The sequence below is a fragment of the Cesiribacter sp. SM1 genome, assembly GCF_020178975.1.
GTDB lineage: Bacteria > Bacteroidota > Bacteroidia > Cytophagales > Cyclobacteriaceae > Cesiribacter.
On the sequence record NZ_JAHXBU010000005.1, the window covers coordinates 43,586 to 62,960 of the forward strand.

The following is a 19,375-nucleotide window of genomic DNA, read 5'->3' on the forward strand; positions in this document are numbered from 1 at the left end:
GTGTATATGGAAAAACTGGCATTAGGAGTTTCCTTGATCTGCCTGCTCTATATATTCATTTTTTTTGTGCTGTACCACTGGCTTGGCCAACCGGATGAGACGAAGCAGCATTTCGGCTGGTTAAGGGCAGTGCGCATAGGCAGGTCTTTTCTTAGAAAAATGCTTGGTATTCATCTGAAGAAGGAATCATAAAATTCTGTGAATTGAATGGTTGAACCCAAAATTAGATGGAATATGAAAAAATATAAAAGCTACATCATATCCGGAGTAATTGCATTATGTGTATCCCTGGGTGTCGTGATTCTGGCGCCGGAGATAATCCCGGGGCTTAAAACACTCAAAATTGAGCATATAAGCGGCGCACCTGTGCCGGGGGCAGTGTTTACCTTAAATAAAGAAAATGAACTGGTGCCGCTCGATTTTACAGCTGTTGCCGGCCAGGTGATGGATGCGGTAGTGCACATTAAATCTACCCAGACGAACGCTTTGGCCGGCCCGGGAGGGCAGCCTGCACCAGGCCCACACCGGGAGCTGCCCGATCCCTTCAGAGACTTTTTTGGCGACTTTTTCGGTCCTCGCTTCTATTACGAGGCGCCTCATCCGGGGGTGCCTCAGCCCAGTGTTGGCTCCGGATCAGGAGTAATCATTAACAGCGAGGGTTATATTGTAACAAACAACCATGTAATTGCCGGTGCAAGCGACATAGAGGTAACCCTGCACGACAACCGTACCTATAAAGCTACTGTGATTGGTACAGATCCCAGCACCGATCTGGCCCTGATTCAGATCAAGGAAAAAGGATTGCCTACCCTGCCCTTTGTTAATTCTGATGATGTGCGGGTAGGGGAGTGGGTATTAGCGGTAGGAAATCCCCTTAACCTTAATTCAACAGTTACCGCTGGCATCGTAAGTGCCAAATCCCGTAACATCAACATCCTTCAGGATCAGTATGCCATCGAGTCTTTCATACAAACCGATGCTGCAATAAACCCCGGCAACAGCGGTGGTGCACTTGTAAACCTGCAGGGTGGGCTTATTGGTATCAACACTGCAATTGCCAGTCCAACAGGAGCCTATGCAGGCTATGGTTTTGCAGTACCCTCTAACCTGGTGAGTAAGGTGGTAGAAGACCTGCTGAAGTATGGAGTAGTACAGCGCGGCTACCTGGGCGTTACCATCCGGGGTGTGGATGGCAGTCTTGCCAGGGAAAAAGATTTGGAGGTAAACACGGGTGTGTACGTTGACAGCGTAATGGACGAAAGTGCAGCTTCTGATGCCGGTATAAAACCAGGAGATGTAATACAGGAAATCAATGGCTATAAAGTTGCCACAGCCCCACAGTTGCTGGAGCTGGTTGGCCGTTACAGCCCCGGCGACGAACTAAAGCTGAAAGTAAACCGGAAGGGTAAAGAAAGAGAACTAAAGGTAGAGCTGCGCAACCGAAATGGAGAGGCCAGGTATGTAGCAAATAATAAGCGGGAGATACTTAATGTGCTGGGGGCAGAGTTTGAGGAGATTAGCCCGTCGCTGGCGAAAAAGCTTAATATCGAAGGCGGTGTAAAGATAAGCAGGCTTTATACCGGAAAGCTCATGAAGCACACCGAGCTGAAGGAAGGATTTATCATTACAAAAGTAGATGGCCGTCCGGTGCAATCAGTGGAACAACTGGCAAATTATATGCAGAACAAAGAAGGAGGCGTATTGCTTGAGGGAGTGTATGAGGATGTGCCGGGGGTCCATTATTATGCATTTGGCATGTAGAAGCACATTAAGACTGATCGGGCTGAAAGCAGCCCGATTTTTTTATGCCACTGTGCTTTGAACAGCTATCGTTGAGGGTGAAGGATGGCGTGTGCAGCAAGATAAATTTTGCAGTAAGGAACAGGCACGATGCCTAAGGATTGTCTTTTTCGCTGCACATTTCAGTTTTTTTGAATACCTATCTTGCTAAATGTAAGCTAATTGTTGTCGTGTGATAATTGTTACAGATAGGTTGGTGGCTGCGTTGGAATGGCAGGAGGGGTGATATTGATTATTGTTTAACCACAGAGTGAGGTATTCTGTGAAATCTTCAGAATTCCCGGAGAAAAAGTCATAAGTCAATTAAACAAAAGCCATCGCTAAATTAGCAAACTCGTGCTTTAGCGGTGTATTTGCTTAAAATGATTCAATTCTTACAGGAAAATTATTCCATATAGCCGCTAATAATACATCAGGGATTAGCTGGAGATATTTGCTCCAAATTGTACTGTTTATAGCTCTACTTTTGGCCTAACCCATGAGTGAATTGGACGGAGCCAATATATCAGCATGCTGCCTGCCTTCCGGATCAGGAATATAAGCCCGCTGCAGGGCAGGTGCTAAGCTGATAATCAGGTAACTGAAGGTGTACACATGGGTATAGCGTTTTTTTCTCCTCTTGATTTAAATATTAGGTATGCGCAAAACTTTTACCCTGATCCTTTTTGCCTGGCTCTTAGGTCTGGGCGCTGCTGTTGCACAGGATATCAGCAGCTATCAGCTTAGTGGTTACACCGACACTCTAACTACCATGAGAGGCCAGATGACTGAGCTGATAGGCGGCGGCAAATCTGCTGTAGCTTCTGAAGTTCAAAGCATTGGTTTTGATTTTATATTCATGGGCACAGTATACAACAGCTATTCTGTGAATGCCAATGGTGTGCTGCGTTTAGGCGATGAGCCGGTACTGCCGGAGGCTAATACCTATGGTATTACGGGTAACGACAGGATTGTGCCCTTTGCAGGACTTGCCGGGGGTACATGGCCGTTCCAGTTCAATCACGAACTTGCCACCACAGCAGGCGGCCGGATAAGATCTAAAGTTACCGGAAAAGTGCCTAACAGGGTGCTGACTGTGGAGTGGTATAAAATGTATGCTCCCGCAGGTGACCTTACCGATTTTACCTTTCAGCTGCGTTTGTACGAATCGGAGTTGCAATCTGCAAACAGTGGCAGAATAGAATTTTTATATGATCCATTAAGCCTGAGGAGAGGCGGGGGCACCCAGACGCAACGCTACAGGGCAGGTTTTGGTGTAGGTCCGGAGCAGGGAAACTTTGTAGCTCTCGATATACCCGGCAAGGCAATAAGTGAAGAGCTGAACTACACTTCAGAGGTAAACGAAAACAACAACTACTTTAACAGTAAAAATATATCTTCAAGGCTGCTGTACCGCTTTCAGTCGGATAGGGTGCCAGCAGGTTCATTCAGTAATTTTGCACTTGTTTGCCCCGCTCCAAATGCAGTTACCATCAGGTTCGACGAAAACTCTGCCAATGAAGCAGGTATAGTTGTGTACCGCAAGCGGGCAAACCAGCCCGATAACCAGTTTAAACTGATAAAATCACTGCCGCCCGATGCCCGCTCTTTCAGTGATGGGGGGGCAGGTCCAGGCCAGGGATACACCTACCGCTTTTACCTGCTGGGAGAGGGCCGCTATGCTGCTTCTTATACTGATTTTACCACAACCCCACAGGCAGTAATTGGCAGAATGGCTTTTCAGGCTATAAACTCCGGCAGGTGGACAAATGCAGCCATCTGGGGAGGCACCATGCCTGGAGCCACAGATGATGTTGAGCTGGGCTGTGCCGGCTCTGTATTTGTAACAGCCAACAGTGATACCCAGATACGGGATCTTACTATTCAGAAGGGAAGCTTTCTTACCATTGAAGATGGCGTTACCCTCTCTATCTCGGGCAATTTTGTGAATAATGGGGTATTTAACCCGGTAGGAAGCGGCAGGCTGGTGCTGAATGGCACCGAGCCGCAGCAGATCACCAACAAGGGACGGGGTATTACCAACGATGCCAGCTTTACTGCAGCTGCAAACTGGGTAAGCTGGGCCGATAACCAAACCGGCAGGGTTGCCCAGAAAACAGTAACCGTAAACGGAACCGATTTTGTAGCCATTAAGAGTATCAGGGTAAACCTGGAACATACTTACCTGCGCGATCTTACCCTAAGGCTTAAAGCACCAAACGGACAGGTTTTCCTGCTGGCGCAAAGCCGCGGACAGCGGGGCAGGAATTATGACAATGTAGTTTTTACAGATACTGGCAAGCCACTGCCGCCTACGGTAAAGAACGAAAACCTAAGTGGCGAATACAGGCCTGAAGAGTCTTTCTCTGCCTATGGGGGCTCCCTGGCAGGTACCTGGACGCTGGAAGTCTATGATGCTTTTACAGGCGTGGGCGGCCGCATCAACGGCTTTGAAATAACCCTAAGCAAAGGTGGCACCAACGACCTGGTGATGAGCAGGCTTACCATTGATAACAGCAGCAGCGGAGGCGTTACCTTAAATTCCGGCCTGGTTATTCAGCAGCAAATGCAGTTCATCAAGGGGGTAGTGCATGCCAGCGAAACGGCAGCTGTGTTGTTTGAGGCCGGGGCAGGCACCAACGGAGGCAGTGCCACCAGTTATATCGACGGGCCAGCCTATAAGAAAGGAAGCACGGCCTTTACTTTTCCCCTGGGCAATAAGGGACATTGGGCGCCTTTAGGAATAGAAAACCTGCAGCGGGCAAATGCTAATACAGTTTTCAGGGCACAGTATTTTAAAGAGGGCGCACCCGCCCCTGAAGCTCTATCGCCTGCCCTGGATAGGGTGAGCAAGCTCGAGTACTGGGATCTTACGCCAACAGCGGGGAACCCAACTGTAGATGTGGTGCTGCACTGGAAAGATGCTGCAGTTAGTGACATAGTGAATATTACGGCAGGAGACCTGGTGGTAGCACACTACACACAAAACCAGTGGCAGATAGAGGGTGGAGAAATATTGCCGGGGAGCAGCCTGGGTGCTGGCGGAAGCGGTGCCATCAAAGCAATTGGTATCAATACTTTCAGTCCTTTCTCTTTTGGCTCTCTTACCGGTATGAACCCCCTGCCCGTACAACTGTTATCCTTTACGGGATCTCCGGACCAGGCGGGGGTACTGCTCCAGTGGCAGACTGCATCAGAAAAGAACAACAGCCATTTTGAGATACAGCGCAGTGCCGATACAAAAACCTGGCAGTCCATTGGCAGGGTAGAAGGAAATGGCACGACCAGTACGCAGAAAAATTATCGCTACTTCGACAGGGAGGCAGATAAGATCAATTACTACCGCCTGATGCAGGTTGATTTTGACGGGAAAACGGAATACAGTCCGCTAGTGATGGTACAGCTCCAGGAGATTCAGCCCTGGTTAATGCTTTATCCTAACCCAACTGCAGACGGGGTAACGGTGAAAAGCAGCAGGTATCCAGCAGACCTGGTCATCTGGAGTGGGGCTGGCGTGGCCGTTGTACGTACAAAAGTTAATACGGCCGAAACTGTAATTCCGCTGCAGCATTTACCTGCAGGTGTATACCTCCTGCAGCTGGTCAGCAGCCAGGGAAGCCAGCAGGAGCGGCTTATCATTACTCGCTAGGCTTGTCAGCTTAGCCCTTGCAGAATAAGCTGATGTATGTCGCCCCTTTGAGGCTGGGAAAGATTTATAAACCCGGCCCCAAAGGGGCGACATGTTTATTGTATGGTTAAGGTTGTGGAGCCAGTACAGCATTACAGGGAAAGCAAACCCAGGCTATGCCGGTAACATGCAGGATAGCGGCTTGAAAGCATCCAAAAGTCCTTAAAAAATACGATCTTTGGAGTTCTGCGTTTACACAAAAGCAGGCATTATACAAAAGATGATCGTTTGCATAGCGGAAAAACCCAGCGTGGCCAAAGATATTGCAGAGGTGCTGGGCGCAAAGGAGCGTAAGCAGGGCTATTATGAGGGTGGGGGCTACCAGGTTACCTGGACCTTCGGGCACTTTTGTACCCTAAAGGAGCCCCACGACTATAACCCTGCCTGGAAAAGGTGGCACCTGGGCGATTTGCCCATGATCCCGGCCAGCTTTGGCATTAAGCTTATCCAGAACGATGGCGTTGCAAAGCAGTTCAAGGTCATTGAGCAGCTTGTGCAGAAGTGCCAGGAGGTGGTGAACTGTGGTGATGCCGGGCAGGAAGGGGAACTCATTCAGCGCTGGGTGCTGCTCAAAGCCAAATGTAATGTGCCGGTAAAGCGGCTCTGGATCTCCTCCCTTACAGAACAGGCCATCCGCGAAGGCTTTGCCAGGCTGAAAGAAAGTGATCAGTACAATAACCTCTATGCTGCAGGCTCTGCCAGGGCCATTGGAGACTGGCTGCTGGGCATGAACGCCACCCGCCTGTTTACCAAAAAGTTCGGGCAGGGAAAAGTAGTGCTCTCCATCGGCAGGGTGCAAACGCCTACGCTGGCCATGATCGTGCAGCGCCAAAAGGAAATCAATGCCTTTGTGTCGGCCGATTACTGGGAGCTGAAGACCATTTACCGCGACACAGAATTTACGGCGACCATCGACCGGATGTATGACCAGGAACGGGCCAAAAAAGGCCTGGCCTACCTGGAGCAGCATCCCCTGTTCGAGATCACCTCTTTTGAACGTAAGGAGGGGAAGGAGGGCAATCCGCGCCTCTTCGACCTTACCGGCCTGCAGGTAGAGGCAAATAAAAAATTTGGCTATGCTGCCGAAGATACCCTCAAATGGGTGCAGAGCCTCTACGAGAAAAAATTCGTTACCTATCCCCGCGTAGATACCACCTACCTCTCCGAAGACCTGCACCCCAAAGTAGCAGGTATCCTGGAGAGCATGCAGTACTACAAAGATTTAACTGCCCCGGTCTTAGCCAAGCCCATCCCCAAATCTAAAGCAGTTTTCGACGATAAAAAGGTAACCGACCACCATGCCATCATCCCCACGGAGGTGCTGCCGGTGGGGCTTAGGCCTGAAGAAAAGCGGGTGTACGACCTGATTGCCAGGCGCTTTATTGCCGTATTTTATCCTGAATGTAAAATCTCCAATACCACCGTGCTGGGCAAGGTGGACAAGCTGGAGTTTAAAGCCACCGGCAAGCAAATACTGGAGCCCGGCTGGCGGGAGGTTTATGCCAGAGACAGCAAGGCAAAGGAGGAAGACGAGGAGAAAAAGGGGGATGAGGAAAAGACCATGCCTGAATTTGTGGTAGGGGAGAGCGGCCCACACACTCCCAGAATTCACCAGGGCAAGACTAGTCCGCCGAAGCCCTTTACAGAAGCTACCCTGCTGCGCGCTATGGAAACAGCAGGCAAGCAGGTAGAGGATGATGAGATGCGTGAGCTGTTGAAAGATAATGGCATTGGCCGCCCCTCTACACGCGCCAATATCATCGAAACCCTGATCAAGCGTCAGTACATCGAAAAGAAAAAGAAAAACCTCTTTGCCACCCAAACGGGCATGGACCTGATTGATACCATCCAGAACGACCTTCTGAAAAGCGCCGAGCTCACCGGGCAATGGGAGCGTAAGCTGCGGCTCATTGAAAAGGGAGAATACCAGCTGGAGACTTTCAAGCAGGAGCTGATCCAGATGGTGGTGGAACTCACGCAGGAGGTAAAAACCAACACCTACCGCCCCATTACCATTGTTGCAGAACCAGGCCCGGAAGAAAAGACGGAGAAAAAGGAAAAAGCAGCCAAGCCTAAGCCAAAAAAAGCAAAGGCCTCCAAACCTAAAGAAGAGACTAAAATAGAGGAGCTTAGCTGCCCCAAATGCAAGGAGCATAAGCTCATAAAAGGCAAAGGGGCCTGGGGTTGTGGCAACTTCAGGGTCTGCGGCTTTAAGATACCCTTCGAGATCCTGGGAAAAACACTGACCGATAAAAATATCTACGATCTCTTAAGCAAAGGCAAAACCACCAAGCTAAAAGGGTTGCAGATACCCGGTGCTGCCGAAAAGGTAGATGGCAGGCTGCAGATGGACGGCAGCTTTAATATCAGTCTGGAGGGCTAATGGAAGCTAAGGGGGATAATAGATAGATAACAAAAAAGCGCACAGCCTGTAAAGGCTATGCGCTTCATATAGATTGCTGTTCTGTGTTCTTCTTAAATTACGACGACTGCAGTTCAGGCTCCCTGCCCAGTGCTTTAAGCACACGGAAATGCGATTGTAAGGCATGACCAAAGGTTGGCTTCAGGTTGTATGGCAGCTGAAATTCTGCGGCAGTCTGCTCTACAATCTTTGATAACCTGCGGTAGTGTACGTGGCAGATGTTTGGGAAAAGGTGATGTTCGATCTGAAAGTTCAGGCCACCCACATACCAGTTAAGCAAGCGGTTTTCTCTAGAGAAATTAGCCGTGGTAAGCAGCTGATGTACGGCCCAGGCATTCTGGATGGTACCTTCGCTGTCGGGTATGGGCTGCTCGGCACCTTCTACAATATGCGCCATCTGGAACACAATGCTAAGGATGTAGCCGGCGGTTAAATGGATGATCAGGAAGCCAATCAATACCTGCCACCACACCAGGCTGGTCACCAGTAAAGGAATTGCCAGCATCATAAACAGGTAAAAGGCTTTGTATACACCCATTTTTGCATATTCGTGGCTTATGCGTACTTTTTGCTTTTCCAGTATACCTTTTTTATGGTATTTGAAAAGTTTAATGAAATCGCTGGCCAGCATCAGCAGGGTCATTAAGCCATAGGCAATAAACACATAGAAATGCTGATAGCGGTAAAAGTGCTTGATGGGGGCGTGCTTGCACAGTCGAACGATTACCTTGGTTTCAATATCATCGTCCATACCATGAATGTTGGTATAGGTATGGTGCAGTACATTGTGCTGGATATTCCAGATAAATGAGCTGCCACCCAGGAAATTGAGTGTTCTGCCCATGTACTTATTAACGGTTGTGTTTTTTGAAAATGAGCCATGCATGGCATCGTGCATAACCGACATGCCTATGCCTGCCATTGCCACACCCATTATAATAGTTAGGGGCAGAAAAAACCAGGCGCTGATGTTAAAGATCAGGATGGCTGCATAAGAGCCAAGGTAGGCGCCCAGCAGAATAATGGATTTGCCAATTATTTCTTTGTTGCCAAAGCGTGTAATATTATTTTCTTTAAAATGCTGGTTTACTCTTTTGCGCAGCGTGTTGAAGAAATCGGCCTGGGCCTGATTGTTGAATTTTACAGTGGATTTCATTCGAGTTAATATGCTATGTTATTAGCCTCAGGTAAATAAATACTGGCTGTGTATTTAGCTACAGGCTGGATTCTGTGCCGAAGTGAAAGCTGTATCTTACCTGAATTAACTCCTGAAAGGGCTATTGTGGCGGGATAAAACGGTGTTTCCGGAACTTAAAGATATTCAAAGAAACCTGAATCACTACAAATTGTTGCTGATCTGATAGAATTTGGCTGTAACATCATGCCGGTAATGCAACAAGCAAGCACAAGTTTCTGTGTTTATACTTTGAATACCAAACATGGAGCGTTGCAGAATAATTCATTTTGCCACTGCCCCCTGCACTTTGCAATATTATTCTTTACGCTATAGCGCAAAAAGCTTTTAAGCTTTGGTCTCCAATAAATGGATTTTCCTCAATCCTGGCCGATAAATAAAATGTCTGTGCACCGGGCTACTGTTGCTGTACCCCCAGCTTATCCTGATTATTTTTTTCTTAACTTTAGCATATTTACTTTCCGGAATTGAAATCAACACATGGGCCTTTTACATAAACTGCTGAATTCAAAAAAAGCTGAACGTTTTCGCCGTACGCTTGCAATTAAGTCGGGCCTTTATTTTCGCTTAAAACGAATGGGGCCTTCGGCCAGCGGTGATCTGAGGGTAGCAAAACTACTGCAACACCACCAGATAAAATGGGTAATAGATGTTGGGGCCAACACAGGTCAGTTTGCTGAATCGCTCTATGACTTTGGCTACCAGGGCCGTGTAGTTTCATTTGAGCCTGTAAGCGGAGCTTATCAGCTGCTGCTGGAGCGGAGCGGCCAATATCCGGCATGGAGTGTGGCAAAACGCTCGGCCATTGGCAATTTCGAGGGTGAGATACAAATACATGTTGCAGCAGATAGTGTATTCAGCTCCATTCTGCCCATTACCCGGGAACATGTACAAACTAAGCCACAGTCCCGGACCATAGCTACAGAAACAGTACCTATTGCCCGGCTGGATAGGGCTGTGAAGGACTATCTTCCGGCAGATGCCAAAGATATCCTGCTGAAAATAGATACCCAGGGCTATGAAAAGGAAGTGCTGGAAGGAGCCCCTGAGCTGCTGAGCAGGGTAAAGGGTCTAAAGCTGGAGATACCGCTGCATACGATCTATGATAACACAAAACTTACCTTTTACGATACCCTGGAAATGCTCCGCAAGCAGGGGTTTAGTCCCTACAGCATTGGCGTGGAAGGGGTGGACCCTGCTACAGGCCGGGTTAATACCATTGATGGCCTGTTCTTTAGAGAAAGCTGATTGTTTGACCCTAGCAAACAGAATTCAACCAGGATTTGAGCATCTAAGAATCCTAATAGAAACGGCCTCTGCAGAGCTGCAGAGGCCGTTCTTGTTTTGATAAACACCCTAATAAAGTTCGGGATGAAGCAAGTTTATGCGTTAGGAATTTTCTGGTACAAAAGGCGAAGACTAAGTGATGTTCTTTAGCAGTTGCAGGCAGCCATGGTTTTGGTCAGTACACCTGTATTACACGTCCGTTTTCTATTCCTTCCAGGCTTTTTATGTAAGCATTTACAACCCTTTGCATAGATACCGGGTTGTGGCCGGGAAAGTACTGTCCTATTGCATCAGCAGAATCCTCTACAATTCCGGGGCTGACTACATTTAGCCTTAAGCCCCGCTGAAGTTCTGCAGATGCAGCCATAGCAAATGAATTAAGGCCACCATTTACCACACTAAGTACTGTTCCGCCAGCAATTGGTTCTTCAGAAAGTATGCCAGAGGTTAAAGTAAAAGAACCGCCGTCCCGGATGTATTTCTGCCCTGTCAGCACCAGGTTAATCTGCCCCATTAGTTTGCTCCTGATGCCATCGTTGAAATCTTCGTCTGTTAGCGCTGATATTGCTCCAAATGGCCCGCTGCCAGTAGCAGAAATAAGCGCATCAAAGCTGCCAACAGTGGTGAACATAGCTTGGATGGATTGGGGCTTGGTAATATCTACCTTTACCTGGCCTTTGTTAAGGCTTGCTGTAATTATTTCATGCCGGGGCGATAAAGCTTCATGTATTTGTTTGCCAATGGTTCCACTGGCACCTACTAGTATTATTTTCATTGTGTTTCTTTTTTAGATATTCTTGAATGCTGGCAGCTAGGTAGTAACTGCGCCCTGCTGATATTCACGGCGAAGACTGGAGCGGCTGCAGGCTACTGAACAAGCAGGTTTCCCATCATGCCTTTATCCTCATGCTCCAGAATGTGGCAGTGGTACATAACACTGCCAGTGTAGCCGCTAAAAGGTATGGCAATTTTAACCCTTTCATTGGCTTTGATATTAACAACATCACGCCAGGCTCTGAACGGCTCCGGTACTCCGTTCCTGGAGAGTACCTGGAAAGGAAAAGTATGCAGGTGAAAGGGGTGATCCATTCCCATGGGGTTTACAATCTCCCACACTTCAGTACTGCCTGCGGTTGCTTCCAGGTCAATACGGTGGTGGTCAAAAGTTTTGCCATTGATGGTAAATTCCAGCGGCTGCATGCTTCCACCAAAAGTTAAGGTCTTTGTGGCGGTTACAGTACCCGGGTCAATAGATGGTATTTCTCTTAGCTTTTGCGGTAGGGCAACAGGAGTTACGGCCTCTCCGCTTATATCAAAACGAGCCAGGAGGGCACCTTCTTCAGGTGTATCGGCACTGGGGCCCATGGGAGTGCGGCTGTAGGGTAGGTTCAGCAGCTTTAACACGCCGGCACCGGTGGCCTCAATGAGCACATCGGCGCGCTCACCGGGCACCAGCAAGAGCTTGTCAAGGGCTACAGGCCTTTCCAGGTAGCTACCATCCAGACCAATGAGCTGCAGCAGCTTGCCTGGTATCTGCAGCTGGTAATACCTGGCAGTAGAGGCATTCAGCAGCCGGAGCCGCAGGAGACCGGCGGGTACATCAAAAGAGGGCTGCTGTTCACCATTCACAAGCACCAGGTTTCCTTCTTTTCCCCTGCCCCAGTCCATGCCTTCATGCGGGGCCACCACACCATGCTGCAACTGAATATCATGCAGCACCAGTATCTTCTCTGTTGCACTTGTGAGGGGTTCGCTAAAGTCCTGGCTTCCGCGCACTATAATTGGGCCGGCCAGGCCTTTAAACAGCTGCCTGGTTACCCGCCCGTGGGCATGGGGGTGGTACCAGTACATGCCTGCACTGCCTGCCTGTGCCTCAAACTGGTAGCTTAAGGTTTCACCGGGGGCAGCTACCACATGAGGCTTGTCCTCCCCGGGCGACATAAACAGGCCGTGCAGGTGCAGGTTGGAGGGCTCCTCCAGTGAATTTTTAAAGATGACTTGAACGCGGTCTCCCTCTTTCAGCTCCAGTAATGGTCCGGGAAAGCTGCCATTGTAAGAGAGTATCCTGGCTTCTGCTCCGGCAATGCTGGCAAGCGTTTGTTGTGCCGTAAGAGTAAATTGCAGGGTGCCTTCCTGATCAGTGTCCGGAATTAGCGTTGCGGGATAGTGACTGTTTTTCATATTGCATTTGGGGAAGTAAGAGAGTAGTTAAAAATGCTGCACAGACTTTATTGCAGTACCTCTGCGTTAAACCCTGCTTTAGCAACCGTCGCAATAATATCGCTGTCAGTTAGCTGTTCTGTTTTTATTATCAGCACTTTGTCTCTGCTGCTGGTGTCGACTGTCCATTCACACACCCCTTCGGCAGTTTCTAAAGCCGGACCTACTTTTGCTACACAGCTTCCGCAGTTGATGTTGGTTTTAAACTTTAGCTCCTTCATAAAAAAATGTTGTTATCTGTTTTGTATAGCACAAAGGTAGCAGCGCCTCTACGCCTGGCTGTTACACAATTTTAGAGGAGTGGTACATATTTTTCAGCTGCATATGCGTTGTCAGGAACCTGGAAATTAGCATGCATTTTTCTTCTGAACATTGATGCAACGGATTGTATACAGCCAGAGCAAGGGAGCAGGCAGGAGCATTTGCTTAGAAAGGGCGGTTTTTATTAAGCGCTGATCTGTCGGAGAAGAGGCTTTTATTTGTAAATTTTACTCGATAGCAGCAATGTGTTTAATTACATCACCCGCTGTTGCTGTAGGGCTCCTCCTGAAAATATGCAGACAGTTATTAAGCCTCTTTAAGATGAAAGCAGTACACATTTTTTCTTTACTACTGATGCTGTGCAGCAGTCCCGTAGTGATGGGCCAGCACTTGGATTACAACGATAGCCTTGCAGCGTCTTTTAGGGAAATTAAGGCTGCTACCCTGGAGCACCGGAAGCTTTGGGATAAAAACCTGTACGGCGCCCTGCTTTTCGTAGACCCTGCCAGCCGCAAACTGTGGGCGAACGAGCCTGATACGGCAGGTCTCCTGAAAAAGGAGGGGAGTGTGTATGTAGGCCGGCTGCCGGCCAATGTTAACATAGCCAATACTGCTGTTAACTGGAGCGGCAAGCGCTGGGCCATGCTGATGCTTCCACTGCCGGCTGATATGAACAGTCGTATTAATTTACTGGCACATGAGCTCTTTCACCGGGTACAGCCTGAACTGGGGTTTCAGGCACATTCACCAGCCAATGAGCATCTGGATGAAATGGAGGGGCGCCTGTACCTGCGCCTGGAGTTAGAGGCCCTGAAAGAAGCATTGCGTGCGCCGGAACCTAGTATGGGGCAGGAACATCTCAGGAATGCAATGCTGTTTCGCCGCTACCGCCATAGTTTGTATCCCGCTGCAGATTCAACAGAAAACCTGCTGGAGTTAAACGAAGGGCTTGCAGAGTATACCGGTCTGATGATAAGTGGCAGGAGCAGGAGAGAAGCAGAACAACATTTACTGCAACAGCAGCAGGCATTTTTACAAAACCCAAGCTACGTACGTTCTTTTGCTTACCACACCATTCCGCTATGGGGTTATCTGCTGGCGCAGCAAAATAAGCTGTGGAATAAGCAGCTTAATCCAGATACCCGGCTAACTCCTTTCTTTCAGAAGTCTTTGAACATACCACTCACAGCAGTTACTGCAGATATAGTAAAAGGCATTGCCGGGAAGTATGGAGGGCAGCAGATCATGGAGGAAGAGAAAGAGCGCGAAATTTTCATACAGCAGCAATTGCTGGAGTATACCAGGCGCTTCATAGAAGAACCACACCTTGTTATACCTTTTCAGAATATGAGTATTTCATTTGATCCCGCTAATCTTGTATCGCTGCCGGGAAGGGGTACGGTGTATCCAAACCTTAGGGCCACCGATAATTGGGGGATACTGACGGTAACAGAAGGTGCGCTGATAAGCACGGACTGGAGCAAGGTAACACTAAGCCGGCCCGGCCAGGTAGAGAAAGGAAAAGTGAGTGGAAAAGGGTGGACCCTGGAGCTTAAAGAAGGCTACAAGCTTGAACAGGATACCGTTTCACAAAATTATATGGTAAAAGAGCAGTAAGGCAGGGGGTATGGACGGAATATTAAATTCCTTGGAAATACATATCAGCGGGCATTTCAACATTTTAAAAGCGCAGGAATATATACCGAAAAGCTTAGCCTGGCAGCGTCCGGTAGCTTGCTTACTCATCTGTGATGTCGAATAAATTAAGCCTGCAGCAGGCCCAATAAACACTTTTTCAAGTCCTCAGAGGGCCTGCTGCATTAAACAGTATTTTGCCGTAATGTTGATACCTAGATCCTGCTGCTGCTTTAAGGCTTGTATCTCCAGCCATGGCCATTGAGCCAAGATTTTACATACACTGGCCCAGGATAACCCACAGAATAATAAAGACAATAACGGTTCCAAAACAGCCACCACCTAATTTGCTTGCGCCATAGCCGGCTAATAGTCCTCTGAATAAGTTTCTCACAGTATTTGAAATTTTAATGTTTGGTAAAAGAATCAGGATCAGTCAAAGGATCCACCCAGCAGCTGCAGCCATGGGTTGGGGAAGCACATGGGTGGATTTAGGTATTTAACCGGCTACCTAAGCTTTTGTTCCTGAAAACCAGTAGCAGCAGGAATAAATTGCCATACTGCCACAAACCAGGCAGATGTGATTGTAATATTCTGCTTATTGGTACAGGCAAACATTCCCCATGTTCTAGGGGAATATGTCTACAGTTGGGGTATTTTTCCCCTTCTCTTTTGATGTAAGAAATGGGGATAAACCCCTCTGTTTTACTCCTGAAGCCTATTCGCACTTACTGAATCCTTTTGGCACAGTCTTTTCTCATTATGAGGCTGATGACATTTTTTTATTGAAGAATAAGATGAAGAAGATAGCCTTAACGTTAGTAGCAGTTGCCTTTGGAATGGGTGTAGGTTTTGCGCAAACAACGCCTCAGAAAGACCTTGCTTCTACTGAAAATACAGTACATACCCTTACCTTCGATAATATGGTTGACCGGCTCGAAGACGGGGAGCGACGCACCATCAGTGTATACAACCTGCCGGAAACCGTGATGGAACAGATCAAGTACAGTAAACTTGCTGCACATACCATCATCAGCATTACAGAGGTTGCCTCACAATCAGATAAAAATTCTTTACAGTACGAACTGGTGCTTCAGGAGAGTGAAAACGGGGCTGCGGACGAGCCTAATCTGGTGGTTCGCTACGATGCGTATGGTGAGCTTCTTTTCCAGAGAGAAGAACAGGCACCTGCTGCCACTGCAGTTTCCGAAATCAAGATAGAAAACGCAGTAAACAGAACAGCACAAAGGAAAGATAAAAGCGTGCTGTAACGCATTTGCCGGGGAGTAGAGGCATGTAACTGTCTCTGCGGATGTAGCGCTTTAACTCCAGCATTTAAATGCCTTACTGGTTTAAGATTTATTTAAGCGAAGCCTCTGTTAGGGTTTCGCTTTTTTTTATGGGCAAGCGTCAAAGCCTGGATGCTCTTGCCTCTGTACCAAAAGTATTTACAATCAATAATCTGAAAGAACGCTCTCTTATCAGACCTAGCATGTTGTACACTGCCACCGCCAAAAAGCTCTAATGGCCTGTAAAGGTGCTTTGATGTTTGATAATCAATATAGTAGCTCCTGTGCTAAGGTGTTGTAGCAATGCACGGAGGTATTTGTTGTTAAGATTCTTGCACAGAACATATTTTTATTTATACCTTTGTGCTACAAATAACCCCATTCTCAAAGGAGGTTCTTATGTTGGTGCATTATTTCCATATCATCCAGACGACCGGCTCTAGGTAAATTTTTACCTGGCAGTATATACATGTAGAGCCCGGTCACCCGACCGGGCTTTTTTGTTGTCGATGCTTTTTTGCCTGGGCACCAACCAGCCGGTCACTTCTATAAATTCTTTTTTATCTGCTTTCCTGTGCTCCAAAAAGAAACAGGCCGGGAGAGCTATACCTAATCAATTGGCGATATGGGCCAGAACAAACTGCGCGGAAAAGATTTAAGCGCAATTCACTATACATCAAATAAAGCAAAAAGCCTGGCGATTGACCTGATGGCCAGGCACTACAAACATTGGTCAAAGCAGGAGCAACTGGTACTGCTGCAGCAGGTACAGCAAGATCCTGCTGCTTTTATATCTCATGAGCTGCTGGGTATGCTGGCAGCGGAGTTTATGCCGGAGCCCGAGCTAAAGCCTAGGGAGGAAGTTGCTCTTTTACGCAGCAGCGGACAACTGCAGGTATTTGGGCGCAAAGGCATAGCCAGCAATGCCCTGCAGCAAATGGAGCTGGCCATGCGGCTGCCCATTGCTGTTAAAGGGGCGCTGATGCCAGATGCCCACCAGGGCTACGGTCTGCCCATTGGCGGCGTGCTGGCTACCCGTAATGCTGTAATTCCTTATGGCGTAGGGGTTGATATTGGTTGCCGCATGAGCCTAAGCATTTATGCCATCGGCCCCGAGTACCTCAGGCGCAATGCCTACAGCTTTAAGCAGTCGCTAAAAGAAAAGACCTGCTTTGGAACTGGCGGAGAGCTTGGTATCACCCAGGAGCATCCGGTGCTGGATAACCCTGCCTTTGGGCTAACGCCCCTGCTCCGGCAGCTGCATGGCAAAGCGGTAAAACAGTTGGGTACCTCCGGCTCAGGTAACCATTTTGTGGAATGGGGCATAGCCGGACTGGAGGAAGGCAATGGGCTGGGGCTGGAAAAAGGAGAATACCTGGCGCTGCTGTCGCACTCCGGTTCCCGCGGCCTGGGTGCGGCCATAGCTAACCATTACACCCAGCTTGCCCGCAACAGCTGCCTGCTGCCACGGCAGGCCAACCATTTTGCGTGGCTGGAGCTTGAGAGCGAAGCAGGTGCAGAATACTGGCTTTCGATGCAATTGGCAGGCGATTATGCCAAAGCCTGCCATGACCAGATCCACTACCACCTTAGCCGCTACATGGGCATTAAACCTGTAGCACGGGTAGAAAATCACCACAATTTTGCCTGGAAAGAGAGGGGTGAAGAGGGCGAAGAATGCGTCGTGCACCGCAAAGGCGCTACCCCCGCAGCAGAAGGGGAGCTGGGCATTATTCCCGGCTCCATGGCGGCGAAGGGTTACATCGTCCGGGGCCGGGGCAACCCAGCAGGCCTGAACAGTGCTTCGCATGGCGCTGGCAGAAGACTATCACGCCAACAGGCGCGTGAAAGCTTTACCGGCAGCGAGCTAAAAAAGGTGCTAAGCCGTGAAGGTGTAACCCTCATTGGCGGTGGTATTGACGAAGCTCCTATAGCCTATAAAAACCTGGAGGAGGTAATGGCCTGCCAAAGGGAGCTGGTGGACGTAATCGGCAGCTTCACCCCCAAAATCGTCCGCATGGATAAAAACTAAAAAGAGTATGAGCAATCTTAAGAATGAGATATTGATCCAAATCACCTCCGGTCGCGGCCCTGCGGAATGTTGCTGGGTGGTGGCACAGGTGCTAAAGCTGTTGCTTCAGGAAGCCAGGATGAAGGGCCTGGAGCCGGTGGTGATAGGCAGGGAACCAGCTATGGAGAATGGCACCCTCTACTCTGCTGCTGTAAAGCTGGAAGGGCAGGGGGTAGCAGAATTCCTGCAGCAGTGGGAGGGGAGTGTTCTGTGGGTAGGGCAAAGCCCCTACCGCAGACACCACAAGCGCAAAAACTGGTTTGTTGGCATTAGCCGCCTGGCACTGGCCGAAGGAGGCTATATGCTCAGGGACCATGACATCCGCTACGAAGCAACCCGTGCAGGTGGTCCTGGCGGGCAGCATGTTAACAAAGTGAGTACTGCAATAAGGGCCACACATCTGCCAACAGGCTTAAGTGTGATGGCCAGTGATCACCGCTCACAGCTGCAAAATAAAAAGGCAGCCAGGGAGCGGCTGTCACATCTCCTGGCCGGGCAGCGCCTGCGGCATCAGCAGGAAAGCATACAGGCCAACTGGCAGCAACACAATGAACTGGCGCGGGGCAACCCTGTGCGGGTATTTCGTGGCAGCGACTTTAAGCCTTATCACCAGCCCGAAAAAAGCAGAGGGCAGCGGCCGGCCCAAAAGCAGGAATGGAAAAAGCGGTTACACAACATGAACGATTAAATAAAAATGCTATGGCTGTTTCACTGGCTGATCAATACTATATCAGGGCACTGAATTGCTATCCCTACAGCCCGGAGGATGTTCTGGAGAACCTCAACTATGCCCTAAGCCATGATGGCGGGCATGCCCGGGCCAATTGCCTTATCGGGCGTACCTGGAGCAGCTTGCTGACGTGCTTTAATTACATCCCGTAGCATGTGCTGATCGTTGAAGGGAAGTATATCTACTGGTATTCCTCTTCCCACTCCTGGAGAAGCAAATGAAGCCGGGGTAACCCTTCAGTACAATCAGCAGTAAAAGAAAGCAGGAAGCTCAAGAGCTGGTTTATCAATGATTATTAAACAATCAAGTCTATCAGACCGGGTCTCGCCAGGCTAGGTCTTGTCGGACGGAGATCGATTATTGAATAGTATAAGCTAGTATAAGCTACAATTTAAAGTTGTAAAATTTTACATACAGCAGAAGATTCCCGGCTACATGCACCTGGCTAACAAGTGATTCAATAACAGCCAAAAAAGCTGAATAAAAACCTTAAATAAAGAATATTATGAATATTGAAAGCAATAATGAAATTTTAAGTTTTACCCATTACCTGATGTCGAATGAGTATACGGTAATGCCTGTCTCTGAAGAGATCAAGCGAAAGTACCTGATAGTCAAACGCAGGGATGCGTACTATATGGTTGAGCTTGGTGCCCTTGGCTCTGATAAAGATGGCTATGGTATCTACAGAATTCAAAGTCCGGGAATAAGGGATCGGTTAAGTGATATTGTGCCGATCACGGAATTTGATGCGGCCCAGGGAATAGAGGTAAATACAACTAAATAAAACTGTTTGTA

Annotated in this window: 14 protein-coding genes; 10 read left to right on the forward strand and 4 right to left on the reverse strand. The window is 48.5% G+C overall.

Going from position 1 to position 19,375, the window contains the following annotated elements; genetic code table 11:
- Positions 1 to 234: 234 nt before the first annotated feature.
- The 3 genes from KWJ01_RS01220 to KWJ01_RS01230 all read left to right on the forward strand — a co-directional run bounded on the left by KWJ01_RS01220 (position 235) and on the right by KWJ01_RS01230 (position 7,850).
- On the forward strand, positions 235 to 1,761 hold the full coding sequence (locus tag KWJ01_RS01220; protein ID WP_224994448.1) for a Do family serine endopeptidase: 1,527 nt from the start codon (positions 235 to 237) through the stop codon (positions 1,759 to 1,761).
- 676 nt (positions 1,762 to 2,437) lie between these two features.
- The gene (locus tag KWJ01_RS01225) at positions 2,438 to 5,428 is read left to right on the forward strand and encodes a proprotein convertase P-domain-containing protein (RefSeq protein ID WP_224994449.1); all 2,991 of its coding nucleotides are present in this window, start codon (positions 2,438 to 2,440) and stop codon (positions 5,426 to 5,428) included.
- A 259-nt stretch (positions 5,429 to 5,687) separates the two neighbouring features.
- Positions 5,688 to 7,850 carry a DNA topoisomerase 3 gene (locus tag KWJ01_RS01230; RefSeq protein ID WP_370634624.1) on the forward strand — a complete coding sequence of 721 codons (2,163 nt, stop codon included), beginning with the start codon at positions 5,688 to 5,690 and terminating at the stop codon, positions 7,848 to 7,850.
- Positions 7,851 to 7,947: 97 nt separating this feature from the next.
- Here KWJ01_RS01230 and KWJ01_RS01235 read toward each other — a convergent pair whose 3' ends face one another.
- Positions 7,948 to 9,045 (reverse strand): acyl-CoA desaturase, encoded by a 1,098-nt coding sequence (locus KWJ01_RS01235; RefSeq protein ID WP_224994451.1) that lies wholly within the window; start codon positions 9,043 to 9,045, stop codon positions 7,948 to 7,950.
- 519 nt (positions 9,046 to 9,564) lie between these two features.
- On the opposite strand from KWJ01_RS01235, the gene KWJ01_RS01240 reads away from it, so the two are divergent.
- Positions 9,565 to 10,332 carry an FkbM family methyltransferase gene (locus KWJ01_RS01240; RefSeq protein WP_224994452.1) on the forward strand — a complete coding sequence of 256 codons (768 nt, stop codon included), beginning with the start codon at positions 9,565 to 9,567 and terminating at the stop codon, positions 10,330 to 10,332.
- A gap of 214 nt (positions 10,333 to 10,546) precedes the next feature.
- On the opposite strand, the gene KWJ01_RS01245 is transcribed toward KWJ01_RS01240, so the two are convergent.
- From KWJ01_RS01245 to KWJ01_RS01255, 3 genes are all read right to left on the reverse strand, one after another.
- The gene (locus KWJ01_RS01245; protein ID WP_224994453.1) at positions 10,547 to 11,146 is read right to left on the reverse strand and encodes a short chain dehydrogenase; all 600 of its coding nucleotides are present in this window, start codon (positions 11,144 to 11,146) and stop codon (positions 10,547 to 10,549) included.
- Between the two features lie 92 nt (positions 11,147 to 11,238).
- Positions 11,239 to 12,552, reverse strand: a complete 1,314-nt coding sequence (locus tag KWJ01_RS01250; protein WP_224994454.1) for a multicopper oxidase family protein — start codon at positions 12,550 to 12,552, stop codon at positions 11,239 to 11,241.
- 47 nt (positions 12,553 to 12,599) lie between these two features.
- On the reverse strand, positions 12,600 to 12,812 hold the full coding sequence (locus KWJ01_RS01255; protein WP_224994455.1) for a heavy-metal-associated domain-containing protein: 213 nt from the start codon (positions 12,810 to 12,812) through the stop codon (positions 12,600 to 12,602).
- Positions 12,813 to 13,173: 361 nt separating this feature from the next.
- Here KWJ01_RS01255 and KWJ01_RS01260 point away from each other — a divergent pair, with 361 nt between their 5' ends.
- From KWJ01_RS01260 to KWJ01_RS01285, 6 genes are all read left to right on the forward strand, one after another.
- On the forward strand, positions 13,174 to 14,469 hold the full coding sequence (locus tag KWJ01_RS01260; protein WP_224994456.1) for a hypothetical protein: 1,296 nt from the start codon (positions 13,174 to 13,176) through the stop codon (positions 14,467 to 14,469).
- An 815-nt stretch (positions 14,470 to 15,284) separates the two neighbouring features.
- Positions 15,285 to 15,758, forward strand: a complete 474-nt coding sequence (locus KWJ01_RS01265) for a hypothetical protein (RefSeq protein ID WP_224994457.1) — start codon at positions 15,285 to 15,287, stop codon at positions 15,756 to 15,758.
- Between the two features lie 643 nt (positions 15,759 to 16,401).
- Positions 16,402 to 17,808, forward strand: a complete 1,407-nt coding sequence (locus KWJ01_RS01270; RefSeq protein WP_224994458.1) for an RtcB family protein — start codon at positions 16,402 to 16,404, stop codon at positions 17,806 to 17,808.
- A gap of 7 nt (positions 17,809 to 17,815) precedes the next feature.
- Entirely contained in the window at positions 17,816 to 18,535 is a 720-nt protein-coding gene (prfH, locus tag KWJ01_RS01275; protein WP_224994459.1) for a peptide chain release factor H, read from the forward strand.
- Positions 18,536 to 18,546: 11 nt separating this feature from the next.
- On the forward strand, positions 18,547 to 18,729 hold the full coding sequence (locus KWJ01_RS01280; protein ID WP_224994460.1) for an OprD family porin: 183 nt from the start codon (positions 18,547 to 18,549) through the stop codon (positions 18,727 to 18,729).
- A gap of 353 nt (positions 18,730 to 19,082) precedes the next feature.
- Positions 19,083 to 19,364, forward strand: a complete 282-nt coding sequence (locus KWJ01_RS01285; RefSeq protein ID WP_224994461.1) for a hypothetical protein — start codon at positions 19,083 to 19,085, stop codon at positions 19,362 to 19,364.
- The last annotated feature ends 11 nt before the right edge of the window (positions 19,365 to 19,375 follow it).

What these genes read in the sequence shown, in the direction of transcription:
- KWJ01_RS01220 (WP_224994448.1), top strand. Translation starts at nt 235, where the DNA reads ATGAAAAAATATAAAAGCTACATCATATCCGGAGTAATTGCATTATGT.
- KWJ01_RS01225 (WP_224994449.1), top strand. Translation starts at nt 2,438, where the DNA reads ATGCGCAAAACTTTTACCCTGATCCTTTTTGCCTGGCTCTTAGGTCTG.
- KWJ01_RS01230 (WP_370634624.1), top strand. Translation starts at nt 5,688, where the DNA reads ATGATCGTTTGCATAGCGGAAAAACCCAGCGTGGCCAAAGATATTGCA.
- KWJ01_RS01235 (WP_224994451.1), bottom strand. Translation starts at nt 9,045, where the DNA reads ATGAAATCCACTGTAAAATTCAACAATCAGGCCCAGGCCGATTTCTTC.
- KWJ01_RS01240 (WP_224994452.1), top strand. Translation starts at nt 9,565, where the DNA reads ATGGGCCTTTTACATAAACTGCTGAATTCAAAAAAAGCTGAACGTTTT.
- KWJ01_RS01245 (WP_224994453.1), bottom strand. Translation starts at nt 11,146, where the DNA reads ATGAAAATAATACTAGTAGGTGCCAGTGGAACCATTGGCAAACAAATA.
- KWJ01_RS01250 (WP_224994454.1), bottom strand. Translation starts at nt 12,552, where the DNA reads ATGAAAAACAGTCACTATCCCGCAACGCTAATTCCGGACACTGATCAG.
- KWJ01_RS01255 (WP_224994455.1), bottom strand. Translation starts at nt 12,812, where the DNA reads ATGAAGGAGCTAAAGTTTAAAACCAACATCAACTGCGGAAGCTGTGTA.
- KWJ01_RS01260 (WP_224994456.1), top strand. Translation starts at nt 13,174, where the DNA reads ATGAAAGCAGTACACATTTTTTCTTTACTACTGATGCTGTGCAGCAGT.
- KWJ01_RS01265 (WP_224994457.1), top strand. Translation starts at nt 15,285, where the DNA reads ATGAAGAAGATAGCCTTAACGTTAGTAGCAGTTGCCTTTGGAATGGGT.
- KWJ01_RS01270 (WP_224994458.1), top strand. Translation starts at nt 16,402, where the DNA reads ATGGGCCAGAACAAACTGCGCGGAAAAGATTTAAGCGCAATTCACTAT.
- prfH (WP_224994459.1), top strand. Translation starts at nt 17,816, where the DNA reads ATGAGCAATCTTAAGAATGAGATATTGATCCAAATCACCTCCGGTCGC.
- KWJ01_RS01280 (WP_224994460.1), top strand. Translation starts at nt 18,547, where the DNA reads ATGGCTGTTTCACTGGCTGATCAATACTATATCAGGGCACTGAATTGC.
- KWJ01_RS01285 (WP_224994461.1), top strand. Translation starts at nt 19,083, where the DNA reads ATGAATATTGAAAGCAATAATGAAATTTTAAGTTTTACCCATTACCTG.